The following is a 15,975-nucleotide window of genomic DNA, read 5'->3' as shown; positions in this document are numbered from 1 at the left end:
ATCACGTCAAAGCCCAGCCCGACAAGGCGTTTCACCGTATCCGGCGAAGCACCAACCCGGCTCTCAATCGCATCAATCTCTCTCGGTATGAATATGGTTCCAGGCATCCGGGCTCTCCGCGCAACTGGTCGCCCGCCGGGAAAATGTCCCGGCGGCGTTCATGTCATTTCTGTCGCAATTGCCGATTGGCGGATCGGCCGAACCGATCGGGGCGTCAGGTGCCCAGCGGGCCCGAAAATCGTCGCCGGTTTCCGGGCCAGTACACTAGTGGGCGACCAGAATGCCCTTGGCCTCGAAGATCGCGCGGATCTGCCGGACGTAGCCGTGATAATCCTTGTCTTCGTGGGTCTTGCTCCACTGCCGCGGACGCGGCAGATCGATCTTGAGGTCGAGATCGACGCGGCCGGGACGCGGCGACATCACCAGCACGCGGTCGGCAAGGAACACCGCCTCGTCGATGCCGTGGGTGATGAACAGCACCGTGTTGCCAAGCCTGAGCCACATCGACTGCAGATCCATGATCATCTGTTCGCGCGTCAGCGCGTCGAGCGCGCCAAACGGCTCGTCCATCAACAGCAGGCCTGGCTCCTGGATCAGTGCCCGGCAGATCGCCACGCGCTGGCGCATGCCGCCGGAGAGCTCGGAGGGATACTTGTTGCCAAAGCCTTCGAGGCCGACCTGGGCCAGCAATTCTTCGGCACGTTGCCTGTATTTCGCGGCATCGAGCTTCTTGATCTCGATCGGCAGCAGGATGTTGTCGAGCACCGTGCGCCAGTAGAGCAACAGATCCGACTGGAACACGACGCCGGTTTTCGGATGCGGCCTGCTGACGCCGTCTCCGTCGATGGAGATGCTGCCGGTCGAGGCGGGTGTCAGGCCGGCGAGAAGCGAAAGCAGCGTGCTCTTGCCGCAACCGCTCGGCCCGACGACGGCAACAAAGCTGCCGGGCTCGATCCTGAGATCGATCTTGTCGAGGGCGAGGACGTCATCGTCCTCGCGTGTCTTGTAGATCTTGGAAAGCCGGGAAATGTCGACCGCCGCGCCAGTCTGGGTAGTGGCACTCATGGAATTGCCTCACTGAACCTGTATTCGTTGTTGCCGGACCGATTGAAGGGCCGGGTTATTTGGCGGAGTCGCGCTTGTAGGTGACGCGGGACTCGATGGTGTCGATGATGAAATAGAGCATCACGCCAAGTCCCGAGATCGCCACCACGGTGGCGAAGTTGAGCGTCGTGTCGAACTGCGAATTGGCCTGGAGCTGCAGGTAGCCAAGACCGCGCTCGGCAGCAACATACTCGCCGATGACCGCACCGATGACCGCAAGCGACACCGCCACCTTGAAGCCGCCGAAAATATTCGGCAGTGCTGCTGGCAGGCGAACCTTGAAGAACGTCTGCCATTCGCCGGCACCCATCGAGCGGACGAGATTGACCAGGTTCTTGTCGAGCGACTGCAGGCCGACGACGGTGGAAATGACGATCGGGAAGAACGAGATCAGGAAGGCCAGCGTGATCTTGGGCGCCCAGCCGTAGCCGAGATAGAGCACCAGCAGCGGCGCCAGCGCTACCTTGGGCACCGTCTGCAGCGCCACCAGGATCGGGTAGATGGCACGTTCGAAAGCCCTGGAATAGAAGATCGACAGCGCCAAGGGGATGCCGACCAGCACCCCCATGGCAAAGCCGACGACCACTTCAAAAAGCGTGACATAGCCATGGGTGGCGAGCAGCGGCAGCTCGTTGACGATCCGCGTGGCGATAGCCAGCGGGGTCGGCAGGACGAACTCCGACAGCCCCGACAAGGGAACCAGAATCTGCCAGGCACCGAGCAGAACGACCGCGAGGATAAGCGCCGAGTAACGCTCCAGCCAGGGTCCTCGCGATTTTTTCTTGCTGCTCATGTTGTTGCCTTGCTTTTTCTGCGCCTGACCGGCGCCGATTACATCCGTGCTCGCCACCGTAGCCTCACTGCGTCAGAAGATCATTGGTATAAAAGGTCGAGATGGGCTTCGGTTCACCGATCTCGTCGACGCTGCCGATCAGCTTGAGCGCATCGGCAATCGTCTTCTCATCGACCCATCCGAGAGGCTTGCCCGTGGATGCCGGAATGGACTTTGAAGTCGCTTCGACCTGCTCGCGGACGACCTTGTCGGACGGTCCGGCCTGCCATACCGCTTTCAAAGCGGCGGTCGCTGCGGCAGGATCGCTGCGCGACATTTCGATTGCCTTGCTGGTGACGGAAAGGAAGTTGCGAAGCACGTCGCCCTTCTTCTCCACACCGTCGGCGCTGGCGACAACGGCCAGGCCGGGAACTGCGAGGCCGAATTCCTCCATGTCGAGGACAGCGAAATTGGTCGAGGTCTTGTCGATGAGAACAGGCAGATCGCTTGTGCGGTACACGCCAACCACGTCGACCTTCTTCTGCACGAACTGCGGAATGCGGGTCTGGCTGTCCATCTGGATCTTATTTACCTTCTTGCAGTCGATATTATTCACACTGCAGAAGACATCCATGTAGGCCGTCGACGTTTCGCCGATCGAGCTTGCGATGGACTTGCCCTCGAGATCGCTTGGCTTGACCACCGGATTCTCGGGATGAGAAATAAGGACAACGGGCGCGGCCGGCTGGTAAAGAGAAATAATCTTGACCGGCATGCCTTTCTGGATTGCCGTGATCGCAAATATTCCAGGAACCACTGCAAGGTCTTCCTGGCCCTGAAGAAGGGCCGCGAGGGCCGCCTGCGCGCCAGCACCTTCACCGAGCGTCACATTGAGGCCGGCATCCTTGTAGAGGCCTTTTTCCTGCCCCAGGTAGAAGAAGCCGTATTCGCCCTTCAGCTTCCAGCTGAAACGTAGATTGATGTCCTCGGCCATCGCACTGTGACTTGCCAGGACGGTGGCTATGGCAGCGGTCGCGGCCAGAGCCGTGCCGCGAATGAGACCTGTGACGTACAACATTTCTCTCCTCCCTAAACGAGCACCGACTGGCGCCCCCTATGGCCCGAAGGCCTGCCTCTCTCCCCCGAACAAGGCACGACAGCTCAAGCTCTCGATCCTCATTCTTGATCTCATAGTGTGATCACATTTGATCTTTGTCAAGCGACGAATCTCGGTTCGCTTCTAACAAATGTCGAGCTTGCCTCCGGGCCAACCGGCTGCACCCAGCCTTGCGCGCAAGCATCGGAAATCGCTTCGGGATTCGCCACGCGTCGCAGCGTCGCGACCTTGCCTCGGCACGGCAATGGGCGCGCGCGCCTCGGCGGCCGACACAAATATATCAGGAAAGAGACCGGATCCGGGTGGCCTTCGGATCGTCAGTGCGCGGTGGCGAATGTGCTCGGCAACGAACTCTCGATCGCGGCGCGGGTCAGGTCGCGGGCAATGAAAACCAGCCAGCCATGCGGCATGCCATCCGGCCAGCGCTCCAGATACTCCGGCGGATAAACGACGTGCTGGACGCCGTGGATGACAACCGGACGCGCATCGCCCTTGACCGGCAGCAAGCCCTTCACGCGAAGGATCGACTGGCCGCGACCGGCCAGAAGCAGTTCGAGCCAGTCTACGAAAGCAGGCCAGTCCACCTCTCGCGTCACTTCGACCGTGAAGGTCTCGATGCCGTCGCTGTGCTTGCCCAAGGCTGGCGTGTCGGCCATTTCGAAATGGCGCGGCTGCCAGCTTTCTTCGTGATCGAAGATGTCGGCCGCGCTTGGCATGCTTGCGCGGCTGGAGACAAGCTGCCTGACCTGAGGGTTCACCTTGCCGACATCCTGGCCAAGCGCGTCGAGCCGCCAGGGCTCGACGAGATCCGACTTGGTGATGACTACGCAGTCGGCAAGCGCGACCTGCTGCACCGCTTCGGCGAAGCTGCCGATGCTGTTGGCGCCGCTGACGCCGTCGACGGTGGCCACGATGCTGCCCGCCCGATAGCCGCGACGAAGCTGAAGATCGCTCATCACCGCCTGCATGATCGGTGCGGGATCGGCGAGGCCCGTGGTTTCAACCACGACCCGGCGGAAAGGCGCCACCTCGCTGCGACGAACCATCGCCAGAAGGTCCGCCAGTGTGGAAACGAGATCATCGCGCACCGCGCAGCACAGGCAGCCCGAGGACAACAGCACGGCGTCCTCGGATACTTCCCGCACCAGAAGGTGGTCGAGCCCGACTTCGCCGAACTCGTTGATGATCACGGCTGTATCGGCGAGATCCGGCTCGCCGAGCAGATACCTCAGGAAGGTCGTCTTGCCGCTTCCCAGGAAGCCGGTCAGCACATGGACCGGAATTCTGTCGTCAATCGTCGAAGCGGCAGGCTGCACGGTCAGTTGACCTCGAAGATCGCGTCGACTTCGACTGGCACGTTGCGTGGCAGCGAATAACACCCGACGGCAGCACGGGCATGGCGCCCTGCCTCGCCGAACACGTCGACCATCAGGTCGGATGCGCCGTTGATGACCTTGGGGTGATCCTTGAAGTCAGGCTCGGCATTGACGAAGCCGCCGAGGCGGATGACGCCGACAACGCGATCGAGATCGCCATCGAGCGCCTGCTTGAGCTGGGCCAGGATGTTGACGGCGCAGAGCCGGGCCGCCGCCTGGCCTTCCTCGACCGTGTAGTCGGAGCCGAGTTTGCCGGTGTATTTGTCCTTGCCGGCCTCGCTCGGCACCTGGCCGGAAATGTAGACCTGGTTGCCCAGCCGGCGCGCCGGCACGTAGTTGGCAGCAGGAGCCACGGTTGCCGGCAGGCTGATGCCCAGGCGCGCGAGATTTTGTTCAAACTTACCCGCCATGGTGCGGTCCTCCCAGATCGTGATTTCAGTAGTCGAATTGCAGTTCCGGCCCCTGCGCGAAGGGCAGCTCGATGCCCTGCGAACCGGCGACGCTGAGCAGCGCCTTGCAGGTGGTGCGGATGTCGTGGACGATGCCCTTCTTGGCAGCAGTCGCGTTGCCATCCTTCAGCGCGGCAAGAATGTCTTCGTGGTCGGAGGCATTCCACGGCATCGATGGGATCAGCAGCGACATGTACATGGTCGGGCCGAACTGCAGCCAAAGCGATTCGATCAGCGGCATCAGCACTTCGGAATCCGCAGCCTCGTAAACCGTGAAATGGAATTTCTGGTTATAGGACAGGCAGTTCAGGATATCGCGCTTTTCGATCGCCACGAGCAGTTGCTTGTTGAGGCTGGTCAGTTGGCTGATCAGGGCAGGTGTCACCTTCTTGGCGGCAAGCTCGGTCGCCATGCCTTCGAGCATCTCGCGCACGGCGAAAAGATCGCTGAGCTTTTCCGGTCCCAGCCGTGGCACACGCACCGAACCGCCCTTGGTCTCCTCCAGGGCATTCGCCGCAACCAGTCGGCTCAGCACTTCGCGAACCGGCATAGGGCTGGTGCCAAAACCTGCGGCCAGCTTGCGCAGGCTCATCACCTGGCCGGGCAGGAATGCGCCCACCATCAGCCCACGGCGCATATAGCTCAGCACGTGCTCGTGGACGTGACCGCGCGCCGGCTTGACGGCATCTTTGTCGCCGTTGGCACCTTCGACCTTGTCTATCCGCATTCCGCTTCTCCGCCTCTCGCCAATTTCCTCAAGAGTTGCGCTGTACGAGGAACGACGTTGCTGCGGTCGGCCGCAGACAGACGCCGGCCGGGGGCAGAAGTTGACAGGCCGCAATCTGTGATCTCATATTGTGATCAATAAATGATCTTTCCCTGAACGGCAACCTTTAACTGCCGCCGGTCGGCCGAGCGAATTGGTGCCTGCCCAGCTGTCGGGTTGCGGCATTCCTGCCTCAGCCTGAATTGGCGACAACGCTGTTTTCAATGGCAAAGGCCGTGACAATTGCAAAGGAATATCGATGACCATAGCTGCACCTGACCAAGTATCCCTGCGCGAGACGATCACCGCAGCCGCAGTGCATGGGCGATACATGCTGCGCAATGTCCGTCTCAACAATGCAGTAACCGCAACAGGTGCCATCGAAACCGCGGGTGCCGAGTTCTTTCTCGCTGACCTGACTGTAGAGCACGGCAAGATATTGGCAATAACCCCGGCGGCCATTCACCCGCATCCGGCGGGCATCATTTCGGTCGACGCCGGAGGCCGTATCGTGTTGCCGACCTTCGTCGATTGCCACACGCATCTCGACAAGGGCCACATCCTGCCGCGAACCCCGGGTGCCGACGGGTCTTTCCCCGGTGCCATGAGCTCCACCAGCGCCGACCGCCTGGCCAACTGGTCTGCCGAAGACGTTGCCCGGCGCATGGACTTCGCTTTGCGTTGCGCCCACCACTACGGGACATCAGCCATGCGCACGCATCTCGATTCGGCGCCGCCACAGGATGCGATCTCGTGGCCTGTCTTCGAGCAGATGCGCGAAGCGTGGCGGGGCAGGATCGACCTGCAGGCAGTCTGCCTCGTCGGCATCGACTTTGCCCGCAACGAAGCCGCCCTCGATGCCCTGGCGCAGCGCGTGGCGGCGGCCGGAGGCGTATTTGGCGCCGTCGCATTCCCCGTGCCCGACATCGATGCACTGCTCGACCGCATGTTCGCGACAGCGACCCGGTACGGCCTCGACCTGGATTTCCACGCTGACGAAACGGCCGATCCGGCGGCCAACTCCCTGCATCGCATCGCCGAGGCAGGACTGCGGGCGCGTTTTTCGGGCAAGGTGCTTGTCGGCCATTGCTGTTCGCTCGCCACGCAGGACAGTTCGATCGTCGATAGGACGCTCGACACCGTCGCGGCCGCCGGACTTGCGGTCGTGTCGCTGCCGATGTGCAATCTCTACCTGCAGGATAGGCGTCACGACGGCACCACGCCGAGATGGCGAGGCGTCACCCTGCTGCACGAGATGAGGCGCCGCGGCATTGCGGTCGCGCTCGGCTCCGACAACACGCGGGACCCGTTCTATGCCTATGGCGATCTGGACATGATGGAGACCTATCGGATGGGGACCCGGATCCTGCACCTCGACCACGAGGTGGGGGACTGGCCGAGAGCGGTATCGGCAACGCCTGCTTCGATCATGCGCCTCGACGGGAGGGGCATGATGGGCGAAGGCCTAGCAGCCGACTTCATCTTGTTCGAAGGGCGCTGCTGGTCGGAATTGCTGTCGCGGCCCGAAAGCAACCGCATCGTCATTCGCAGCGGCGCGCCCATCGCCTCGCCGCTTCCCTCCTATGGGGAACTGGACGATCTCGTCGGCCTGGCTCCGCGCTGAATTGCAAAACACGGCTCGGCCGCCGGGTGAACCAGCGGCCGAGGTCCTCAAGTTGGATCGGGCTCGCGCTCGCCCGGTCCAACACCCGGCGTGAAACCGGCCTGTCACCCGACCATCATGCGCGCCGCCGCCATGAGCGACAGGTCCGAACCGCGAGGGCCGATCAGCGAAACGCCATAGGGAGCTCCGTCCACCTTGCCCGCCGGCAGCACTATCTGCGGAAGGCCGGCGAGACCGGCGACGCAAAGCAGGGTCATCGCCTCGTGGCGGTAGCCGTCGAAAACCTCCCCTGGAGCGTCCAGGCGGAACGGTGCATCGTGAACCGCGGGCGCCAGGAGGATGCCATCCAGCCCCAGCAGATCGTCCATCCTTTGCCGGAAGCTGTCCCGGATACGGTTGGCCGCGAGATGGTCATCGTCGGTCAATGACATGGCAAAGGCATATCGCTCATCAAGTCCACGCGAGCGCGGCATGCCGGACGCGGTCATCCACGAAATGACGGACTTTCTGGTGTCCCAGGCCTGCAGCTTGCGAAACGCTTCGTAGACCGCGCTCACGCCGGGTCCCGCATAGACCGACGCCGGTGTCGCACCAAGATGAGCGAAAGCCTGGTCAAAGACCGCCCGGGGCCCGTCGGCGAGCCTGTCCGCCATGTCGCTTGCAACCAACAGCCGAGGCTGGGCGGGCAGGACGATTTCGTCGTCGCCCAGGACCACCTTTCCGGCAGCCTCGAGCGTGTCGATGTCGCGCGCGAAGAGGCCGAATGTATCGAAGCTGGCGGCAAGCTCCATGCAGCCGGCGAGCGACACGCGACCGTGGGTCGGACGGAAACCCCACACCCCGCAGAAACTGGCGGGAAGGCGCACCGAGCCACCCGTATCCGTTCCGATGCCGATATCAGCCAGGTTCGCAGCAACGGCAACAGCGGAGCCGGAAGACGAGCCTCCAGGCACGCGATCTGGAGCAGCGGGGTTTACCGGCGTACCGAAATGGGCGTTCACACCATAGAGCGACCACGCCAGTTCGTCGGTGTGGGTCTTGCCGACAAAGCGGGCGCCTGCGTCGAGCAGGCGCTGAACGGCAGGAGCCGTTCGGGCCTTCACATCGCTCTCGGCCAGCATGAGCGGACATCCGCATCCGGTGCGGTATCCGGAGACATCAAACAGGTCCTTCACCGCAAGGCGCAGCCCCGCAAGCGGGCCAATGCCGGCATTGGCCACTTCGACCGCCCCATAAGGCATGAAGGCGCGAAAATGATCTTGTTGCGGCGACATAAATGCTTCCTGGAAATTGTTCATTCTCGCCGGCTCGACCGCGGTCGAACCGGCGCTTAAGCGGCGCAGATCGCATATGCGCATCGGTGCGTTCAGTCTTTCAGTCGCCGAGGCGGGCGGTCGGCCTCACTCACCCAGCAGTTCGTTGGTGTAGAAGTCCGAAAGCGGCCGGGGCGTGCCGATATCATCGACGCTGCCGATCAGCTTCAGCGCGTTGGCGATGACCTTCTCGTCGACCCAACCGACCGGGGTGCCCGCCGAGGTCGTGAACGATGCCGCCGTCGTCTCGATCTGCCGCTGGAGGACCTGATCCGAGGGCCCTGCCTTCCATACCGCCTTCAATGCGGATGCCGTTCCCGCCGGGTCGGCCCGCATCATTTCGATTGATTTGGCGTTGGCGGCCAGGAAGCTGCGCAAGGCATCTCCATTCTTGGCGATACCCTCGTCGCTGGCGACAATCGCCTCGCCGAGCACGGACAGGCCATAGTCGCTCATGTTGAGGGTCACGAACTTCGCTCCGGCCTTGTCCTCGAGCACCGGCAAATCGTTGTTGCGGTAGACGCTGACGACGTCGACCTGTCTCTGCAGGAACTGGGGAACGCGCGTCTGCGAATCCATCTGGATCTTGTTGATCTTGGTGCAGTCGACACTGTTGATCTCGCAGAAGGCGCCAAGATAGGACGTGCCGGTCTCCCCCACCGCATGCGCGATGGTCTTGCCTTCCAGATCTTTCGGCGTGTTGACCGGATTGTCGGGATGCGAGATCAGCGCAAGCGGGGTCGAAGGCTGGTAGACCCCGATGATCTTGACCGGCATGCCCCTCTGGATCGCCGATACGGCAAAGATCCCAGGCATCACCACCACGTCTTCCTGGCCCTGGATCAGCCCACCCAGTGCGGCCTGCGAACTGGCCCCCTCGCCGAGCTTCAGTTCCAGCCCGGCGTCCTTGTACACGCCCTTCTGATCGCCGAGATAGAAGAAGCCATACGCGCCACTCAGCTTCCAGCTGAAACGGACTTTGAACTCCTCGGCCATCGCACCGTGAGATGCGAAAGCAGTGACGACGGCAGCAGTGGCGGCAAGCGCCAGGCTACGTATGAGACCTTTGCGATACAACGTTTCTCTCCTCCTTTTTGCGGCATCGTGCGGGGCCGACACGGCCCGGCACGCGCGTCTCTATCCTCCAAGAGACGCGGCAGAATTGCGTGCCTAGTCCATTCTTGATCTCATCGTGTGATCACAATTCATTGGTGTCAAGGCAAGAATATGGTCCGGCCAAAAAGTAGTTTTGCTAGCGGCGAATGTACTTCTGAGTAGTAAAACTCAGGCTGGCAGTTCCGGATTGCAAACAGCATCCGGGCCAAATGTATGGACGACTTGCCATCAACTTTGCCGCCCGGCGGGATGCCGACCTCAACCCTGCAAGATCCTGATCATGGCGTCGCCTGGATAGGCGACTTTCCGGCGCCGACCGCCAGCAGCGATCTTTCGGCCTGGCATGTGCCGCAGCTCAAACGCAATTCGGCCGCCGGGCGAGCCGGCGGCCGAATGCACTCTTGAGAAATGCCAGGATCAGGCGGTGGCGCCGACCTGGTAGAGTTCGACCTTGGTGCCGTCGGGATCGGCGATGTAGATCGTCAGCCCGTACGGTCCGTCATGCAGCTCGTTGAAGTAACGCACGCCGGCCTTCTTCAGCTTGGCGTCCAGAGCGCGGACGTCATTGACTTCGAAGGCAATGTGGTCGAGCTGGCGATGGTCGCTCGTCTTGCCGTGGATCAGGGCGATACCCTGATGGAAGGCGGTGAACGGACGGCCGTCGGCGAGCGGCTTGGCCTGCCGGATCGTGAAGCCCAGCTGGTTGGTGTAGAACGCCACCGACGTGTCGATGTCGTTGACCATGATCAGCTGGTGGCCGTAGTTGGTGACGCGCGGCTTGACCTGTTCGCCGATCCAGTCGAGCACCTCCGAGGAGGGCGCGATCTCGCAGAAATACTGCTTCCAGATCTGCTTGGCGGTTGCTTCCCACTCGGCGTTGACGCCCGACACGCAGTCGTCGACGGCAATCACGTCGAGATCGCGCAGATAGGCTTCGCGGATCGAAGTCTCGACGCAGGCATTGGTGGTCGCGCCGGTGACGAACAGATGCTGGGTGCCCAGCATCTTCAGCATCATTTCGAGGCGGGTTTCATAGAATGCGCCGAAGCGATGCTTGCGGATGACGAAGGCCGGATCGAAATCGGCGAGTGGCTTCAGTTCGTCGATGATCTGCTCGTCCCAGCTGCCGGCCAGCGCCGATACCTGCTTGCGCCGGGCGGTATGGCCGAGCAGCTTCTTCTTGGCGCGGTTCTGGTCGACGGCGAAGTGTTCCTGCATCGTCCAGATGACCGGAATGCCGGTGTCCTGGCAGCGCTTGATCAGCTTGGCCAGCGGCGGCACGATCGAGGACAGGCGCTTGGTGTCGACGCCCGAAATACCGAGCGTGCCCTTTTCGTGGATGAAGGCGTTCTGCAGGTCGATGACCAGCAGCGCCGACTTGCGGTAGTCGAGGGCTTCGAGGCTCATTTCTTGTGCTCCACCATGTCGATGCCGAGCACGCCACCGCGGCCCCAGCTGTCCTTGGGCGTCTCGTGAATCACGACGTGCAGGTGATCGGGCTTGCAGGCGGCCTCATCGACCATGGCCTTGGTGATGGCTTTGACGAGATTGCGCTTCTGCTCGACAGTGCGCCCTTCCCACATTTCTACGACGACGAACGGCATTCTATTTCTCCTCTCTTTCGGTGGGCAGCGCGCCGGAGGCCCAGACGGGCACGGCGGGCGCGAAGCCCGAAACCAGATCGTTGTCCGCCCGGTCGGTACCGCAAAGCAGCCACAGCGGACGGTTGGAATAATTGACCAGTACCCGCTCTTCCATGCAGGCGAGATTGGCCGGGTGCCTGGAGTCACGATCGAAACGGCTCGTCGCCGGCATCACCCGGATGACATAAAGCGGTTCCGAAGGATCATACCCTTCAAGCACATGCGGCCCGATATCATCGAGGCTGACCGCCCTGGCCTCAGGCTTCTCCCGCTCCACAGGCAACAGAATAATCGCGCCGGCAAGCGGGCTCACCGGCCAGTAGCGGCCTTCGCTGCCCTGGCTCAGAAACTCACTGTAGCTGCCTGCTTCGGTAAACAGTTCGCTGTCCCATAGGATGACGTCCGCGCCGATGATCTTCTGCGCGGCGTCGACCACGACATCGCTCTCGCACAGGTCGAGAAAGCTCCACGGATCGGTGAGGCCGATGACATGGCCCCACGGATTGTGGATCCCCGACAACCGCTCCTGGCGGATCGTCGCCTTGCGGGCAACGATGCTTGCCACCGCTTCGCGCACCGGCAAACGCGCCGGTGTCAGCGAAACCCGGCCGGCCAGGTCCAGTTGATCGGGGGCCGATGGTGTCATGCCGGCAGCGTCACGCAGCGGCCGCGGCCATAGTTGGTTTCGGCGACCACGCCGTTTTCGTAGACGACGTCGCCGCGCGCCACCGTCATCACCGGCCAGCCCTTGAGCTTCCAGCCTTCATAGATGCAGGTGCCCTTGCCGGTGTGGGTGACGGTGCGCTCCTCGTCGAGGTCGACCAACACCAGGTCGGCATCGAAGCCGACATCGATGTGGCCCTTGCGCGGCCACAGGCCGAAGCGCCGCGCCGGATTGAACGAGTTGAGCTCGACCAGGCGGCTGAGCGGCATGCCGCGCTGATGGACGCCGAAATGCAGCATCAGCGACAGCTCCCACGGGAAGCTGACGACGCCGGGGAATTCAGTCCACAGGTCCTCGAGCTTCTTGGGCAGGAACGGCACGTGATCGGTGCCGAGGCTGTAGACCGAGCCGTTGAGCATGCCGGCCCAGAGGCCTTCGAGCTCGTTGCGATCACGCAGCGGCGGCGAGATCTTGGCGCGCATGTCAAGATCTTCGTCGTAGCAGGTGCGCGTCAGATAATGCGGGCAGGTCTCGACGGTAACGTGCACGCCGCGCGCCTGCGCTTCGGCGGCCAGCACGGGGCCCATGCCGACCGAGGTATGGACCAGATGCAGCGAGCAGCCGGTCTTTTCGGCGAGGAAGATCATGCGGCGAATGGTTTCGACCTCGCAGAAGGCCGGACGCGATTCCGTATAGGCGCCGAGATCCTGACGGCCGGTCGCGGCGATCTCCTTCTTGATCCAAGAGGCGATCTGGGTGTTTTCGCAGTGGACGTTGATGACGCCGCCGGGAACCTTGGCGAGGATGCGCATCGCCGCATAGACCCAGCCGTCGGTCGCCGGCACGATGCCGATCGGATTGTCGGGCTCGTAGCCGAAATAGCACTTGAACGACTTCACGCCGGTCTTGGCGACGATCTCGGGGATCTCGGCGATGTGCTCTTCGCGCTGGATGCCGAAGTGGAAGCCGAAATCGATGACCGAGTTCTCCTCGCCCAGCGCCTTGCGCTCCTCGTAGAACGGCAGGTAGGATTCCTTGAGGTTGCGGATGTAGAGCAGTGCGGTCGTCACGCCGCCGGAAGCCGCCGCCGCCGTCTCCGTGCGCATGTCCTCTGCGAAGGGGAACTTGACGCCGAGGTGGCAGTGCGGGTCGATCAGGCCCGGCATCAGCACGCGACCCTCGGCATCGATGGTGCGGGTTGCGTCGGGCAGCGACTCGTCCGATCCGGTCAGGACGATCTTGCCGTCCTTGACTGCCACGCCGCCGTGGAATTCGCCGTCGTGGCGAACCACCCGCGCATTCTTGATGACCAGATCCGCTTTCATGACTTCTGCTCCAAAATTCCTGCAATGCGCCTGACAATGCCGCTCCACTGGCTGCGGCCGACGGTGATCGGCGCGCGTGCGCCCATGCCGCGCGCCCAGACGGTCTTCAGTCCGAGTTCGCCAGCCGCATCCCTGTCGATCGTGCCGGGAGGGGCCGCGACATCGACCAGCAGCGCATGCTTGGGTAACAGCGCCAGCTGTTCACGCTCGAGCAGGCGCTTTGGCACGCTGCCGATGACGATGTCCATCTTTGGCAGGTATTCCGGCAATTGTTCGAGCGTCAGCGATTCCGCACCCGCCGCGTAAGCCGCAGCGCGCTGGACCGGGTTGCGCGCAGCGACGTGGACATGGGCGCCAAGGGCCAGGAGTGTGTTGGTCAAAAGCGAGCCGATGGTGCCCTGCCCGACCAGGCAGATGTTGGACTTGTGGATGGTGATCTGGGTGTTTTCGATGATCACCTTGAGCACGCCTTCGACGATCGCCGGGCCGCGCAGCAGCATCAGGTCGACGTCCCACTCATATTCGTGCAGCGTGATGTCGAGGGCTTCGCAATGGCCCTTCAGATTGGCGTCGCCCCAGCCGAGGATGATATGGCCAGGCTTGTTCATGCCGTCGAGCATTTCGCGCGTCGGGATGATCTTTTCCGGGCACTTCGGCGCAAACAGCGCGCCTTCGGCGGTGATGCCGGGGATCGGGAACAGCGCGATGTCGGCGCCCTTCAACGCATCGGCAGCGTCCTTTGCATGGTAGACACCCTCGATACCCTCATCCGGCCAAGGGAAACCATAGGCGCGGACGGTCGCTCCGGCACGGACCGCGCAACGGGCGATCTCCTGTTCGCGGGCGTCGCCGGCGACGACGGCGATGACTGTATTTTGCCAGCTCATTGCGCCCTTACCTTCTGAATGACCTGATCCCTGGACATGCCGGCGATACCCATCGCCTCGGCGGTGCGGCCGCCCTTGCGATAGTCGGTGCCGACGGCGATCTGCGCCAGACTGTAGAGCGAATGCGCAACCGGCGTCTCGACGCCTGCGATCTTCGCGAGTTCAAGGAAAGGCAGCAGGCCGTGGCCGAAGTCTTCCTTGTAGTAGCGGTATTCGAGCGAGTCCGGGCCCTTGATGCGCTTGTTGGCCTCGCCGCCGGCAATTGCCGCGCGGAAATCGCTGGTATCGACCACATCGGCCTCGACCGTGCCGAGCAGCTTCATCTCTTCGACGAGGTTGGGCAGATCATGCCCGAAGGCCTTGGCGACCGCCAGCCGCTCGTCGTCGAGCTGCTTCATGACACGGGCGACGCCCGGGGTCATGGCATCGACGTAGAAAGTGAAGTTGCCACCCGTCGCCTCGACCCAGGCTGCCGCCAAAACAGCCGCCGGCGGATGCAGGACCATGTTGACGTTGGAGAGATCGGAGGCGATCACGTCGGCAACCGGGGTGAGGCCCGGATAGAGCTTTCCTGCGATCTCCAGAACTTCCGAACCGCCCTTGAGCGCTGCCGCCTTGAGCTGCTTGGCCCGGCCGGAGACGGTGACGCCATCGGGGCGATACTTGCGCGCGACATAGGTCAGCGTCGAGAACTCGACCACCGGAGGTGCGGCACGGCCGGTGCGTGAAAACGTCTCGGCGAATTCGAGCGCGCCACCGGTGTGGCCGGGATTGAGCACGACAGGCTTGCTGGATGACCATCCCGCCCCTGCCAGCGCCGAAGCGATGGCCGAGTGCGAGAAGGTCGGAAGGACAACCACTGCGACGTCGACACCGTCGATGGCCGCCTTGAGATCGGTGGTGATCAGCGCCGGCCTGGCGACGCCTTCGCCGAGCTTGCCCTCGTAAGCGACACCGCCGAGCTTGATATGCGGCTCGAGGGTTTCGGCCGAGCGCGCCCAGAAATGCACGTCATGACCGGCCTGGACCAATTCCGCGACCGATGCTGCACCGCCCGCGCCTGCGCCTAATACTGCAACCTTCATACTCTCCTCCGAGGATCGAAGCGCAGCGATTCTAGCCGCGCGCCCTCAAGCGCCATGGTGCTGCGGACTGGTTCCTCCCGAGCCCATGCGCTGAATTGATTTCGTCAATCAGTTTGATCACACTTTATGATCACAGATGGAATTGTCAAGCGGAAGAATGCCCTTCCGCCCGTCAGCCTGCGACTGCATCGAAGCCTGCGGCTTCGATGCCCGATATGGCCGCCAGTTCGTCATTGTCGGAGGTGTCGCCAGTGATGCCTACGGCACCGAGCAGGGCGCCAGATGCGGTCCGGATCAGCACGCCGCCAGGCACGGGCACGATGCGGCCACCGGAGACAGCATTCAGGCCTTCCATGAAGTGCGGGCGCTCTTTTGCGATCGTGTCGAGCCAGCGCGAGCCCATGCCGACGGCGAGCGCGCCATAGGCCTTCCCGCTCGCGATTTCGAATCGCAGCATCGACGAGCCGTCCTGTTTCTGGAAGGCGATCAGATGGCCGCCGGCATCCAGCACCGCCACCGACAGCGGCTTCATCTTGGCGTCCTGGGCTTTGGCGAAGGCCGCCGCGATGATGGCATTGGCCTTGGCAAGGGTCAGTTCGGACATGTGGTGTTCCTATCGATTTCCAGAAAGGGCTTTTTTGGCCTTGAGCTCCAACCTGCGCTTGTGGAGGACCGGCTCGGTGTAGCCGTTGGGCTGGGCGCGGCCTTCGAAGACGAGGTCGCAGGCGGCACGG

At 62.7% G+C, this 15,975-nt stretch carries 16 protein-coding genes; 1 reads left to right on the top strand and 15 read right to left on the bottom strand.

What is annotated here, in order from left to right:
- Positions 1-264 precede the first annotated feature (264 nt).
- From GGQ99_RS25790 to GGQ99_RS25765, 6 genes are all read right to left on the bottom strand, one after another.
- The gene (locus GGQ99_RS25790; protein WP_108610204.1) at positions 265-1,065 is read right to left on the bottom strand and encodes an ABC transporter ATP-binding protein; all 801 of its coding nucleotides are present in this window, start codon (positions 1,063-1,065) and stop codon (positions 265-267) included.
- 55 nt (positions 1,066-1,120) lie between these two features.
- Positions 1,121-1,897, bottom strand: a complete 777-nt coding sequence (locus GGQ99_RS25785) for an ABC transporter permease (RefSeq protein ID WP_183264772.1) — start codon at positions 1,895-1,897, stop codon at positions 1,121-1,123.
- 64 nt (positions 1,898-1,961) lie between these two features.
- Complete coding sequence (locus GGQ99_RS25780; RefSeq protein WP_245440017.1) at positions 1,962-2,870, bottom strand: ABC transporter substrate-binding protein; 909 nt, start codon at positions 2,868-2,870, stop codon at positions 1,962-1,964.
- A gap of 440 nt (positions 2,871-3,310) precedes the next feature.
- Positions 3,311-4,309 (bottom strand): CobW family GTP-binding protein, encoded by a 999-nt coding sequence (locus GGQ99_RS25775; protein WP_343061786.1) that lies wholly within the window; start codon positions 4,307-4,309, stop codon positions 3,311-3,313.
- A gap of 2 nt (positions 4,310-4,311) precedes the next feature.
- On the bottom strand, positions 4,312-4,779 hold the full coding sequence (locus GGQ99_RS25770; RefSeq protein WP_108610201.1) for a RidA family protein: 468 nt from the start codon (positions 4,777-4,779) through the stop codon (positions 4,312-4,314).
- A gap of 25 nt (positions 4,780-4,804) precedes the next feature.
- Positions 4,805-5,545: a GntR family transcriptional regulator gene (locus GGQ99_RS25765; RefSeq protein ID WP_108610200.1), complete on the bottom strand. Its 741-nt coding sequence runs from the start codon at positions 5,543-5,545 to the stop codon at positions 4,805-4,807.
- Positions 5,546-5,843: 298 nt separating this feature from the next.
- Here GGQ99_RS25765 and GGQ99_RS25760 point away from each other — a divergent pair, with 298 nt between their 5' ends.
- On the top strand, positions 5,844-7,208 hold the full coding sequence (locus GGQ99_RS25760) for a cytosine deaminase (protein WP_183264771.1): 1,365 nt from the start codon (positions 5,844-5,846) through the stop codon (positions 7,206-7,208).
- 104 nt (positions 7,209-7,312) lie between these two features.
- On the opposite strand, the gene GGQ99_RS25755 is transcribed toward GGQ99_RS25760, so the two are convergent.
- The 9 genes from GGQ99_RS25755 to GGQ99_RS25715 form a co-directional block, all read right to left on the bottom strand.
- A complete protein-coding gene (locus GGQ99_RS25755; protein ID WP_246389759.1) occupies positions 7,313-8,506 on the bottom strand; it encodes an amidase in 1,194 nt (397 codons plus the stop codon).
- A gap of 102 nt (positions 8,507-8,608) precedes the next feature.
- Positions 8,609-9,598: an ABC transporter substrate-binding protein gene (locus GGQ99_RS25750; protein ID WP_246389758.1), complete on the bottom strand. Its 990-nt coding sequence runs from the start codon at positions 9,596-9,598 to the stop codon at positions 8,609-8,611.
- Between the two features lie 456 nt (positions 9,599-10,054).
- Positions 10,055-11,044, bottom strand: coding sequence for an isochorismatase family protein (locus GGQ99_RS25745; protein WP_108610197.1), 990 nt, complete (start codon positions 11,042-11,044; stop codon positions 10,055-10,057).
- On the bottom strand, positions 11,041-11,241 hold the full coding sequence (locus GGQ99_RS25740) for a 2-hydroxymuconate tautomerase (RefSeq protein WP_108610196.1): 201 nt from the start codon (positions 11,239-11,241) through the stop codon (positions 11,041-11,043). Before GGQ99_RS25740 ends, GGQ99_RS25745 begins: the two co-directional genes overlap by 4 nt.
- Before the next feature lies 1 nt (position 11,242).
- The gene (locus GGQ99_RS25735) at positions 11,243-11,926 is read right to left on the bottom strand and encodes a resolvase (RefSeq protein ID WP_183264770.1); all 684 of its coding nucleotides are present in this window, start codon (positions 11,924-11,926) and stop codon (positions 11,243-11,245) included.
- Positions 11,923-13,269, bottom strand: a complete 1,347-nt coding sequence (locus GGQ99_RS25730; RefSeq protein ID WP_183264769.1) for a dihydroorotase — start codon at positions 13,267-13,269, stop codon at positions 11,923-11,925. The genes GGQ99_RS25735 and GGQ99_RS25730 overlap by 4 nt, the downstream gene beginning before the upstream one ends.
- Positions 13,266-14,156, bottom strand: coding sequence for a dipicolinate synthase subunit DpsA (locus GGQ99_RS25725; RefSeq protein ID WP_183264768.1), 891 nt, complete (start codon positions 14,154-14,156; stop codon positions 13,266-13,268). The genes GGQ99_RS25730 and GGQ99_RS25725 overlap by 4 nt, the downstream gene beginning before the upstream one ends.
- Positions 14,153-15,241, bottom strand: coding sequence for an NAD/NADP octopine/nopaline dehydrogenase family protein (locus GGQ99_RS25720; RefSeq protein WP_183264767.1), 1,089 nt, complete (start codon positions 15,239-15,241; stop codon positions 14,153-14,155). The genes GGQ99_RS25725 and GGQ99_RS25720 overlap by 4 nt, the downstream gene beginning before the upstream one ends.
- Before the next feature lie 172 nt (positions 15,242-15,413).
- Complete coding sequence (locus GGQ99_RS25715; RefSeq protein ID WP_183264766.1) at positions 15,414-15,845, bottom strand: GlcG/HbpS family heme-binding protein; 432 nt, start codon at positions 15,843-15,845, stop codon at positions 15,414-15,416.
- Positions 15,846-15,975: the final 130 nt, after the last annotated feature.

This window comes from Aminobacter niigataensis (assembly GCF_014200015.1).
Classification (GTDB): domain Bacteria; phylum Pseudomonadota; class Alphaproteobacteria; order Rhizobiales; family Rhizobiaceae; genus Aminobacter; species Aminobacter niigataensis.
The sequence above is the reverse complement of the archived record's forward strand: the minus strand, read 5'-3'. Positions and strand labels throughout refer to the sequence as shown.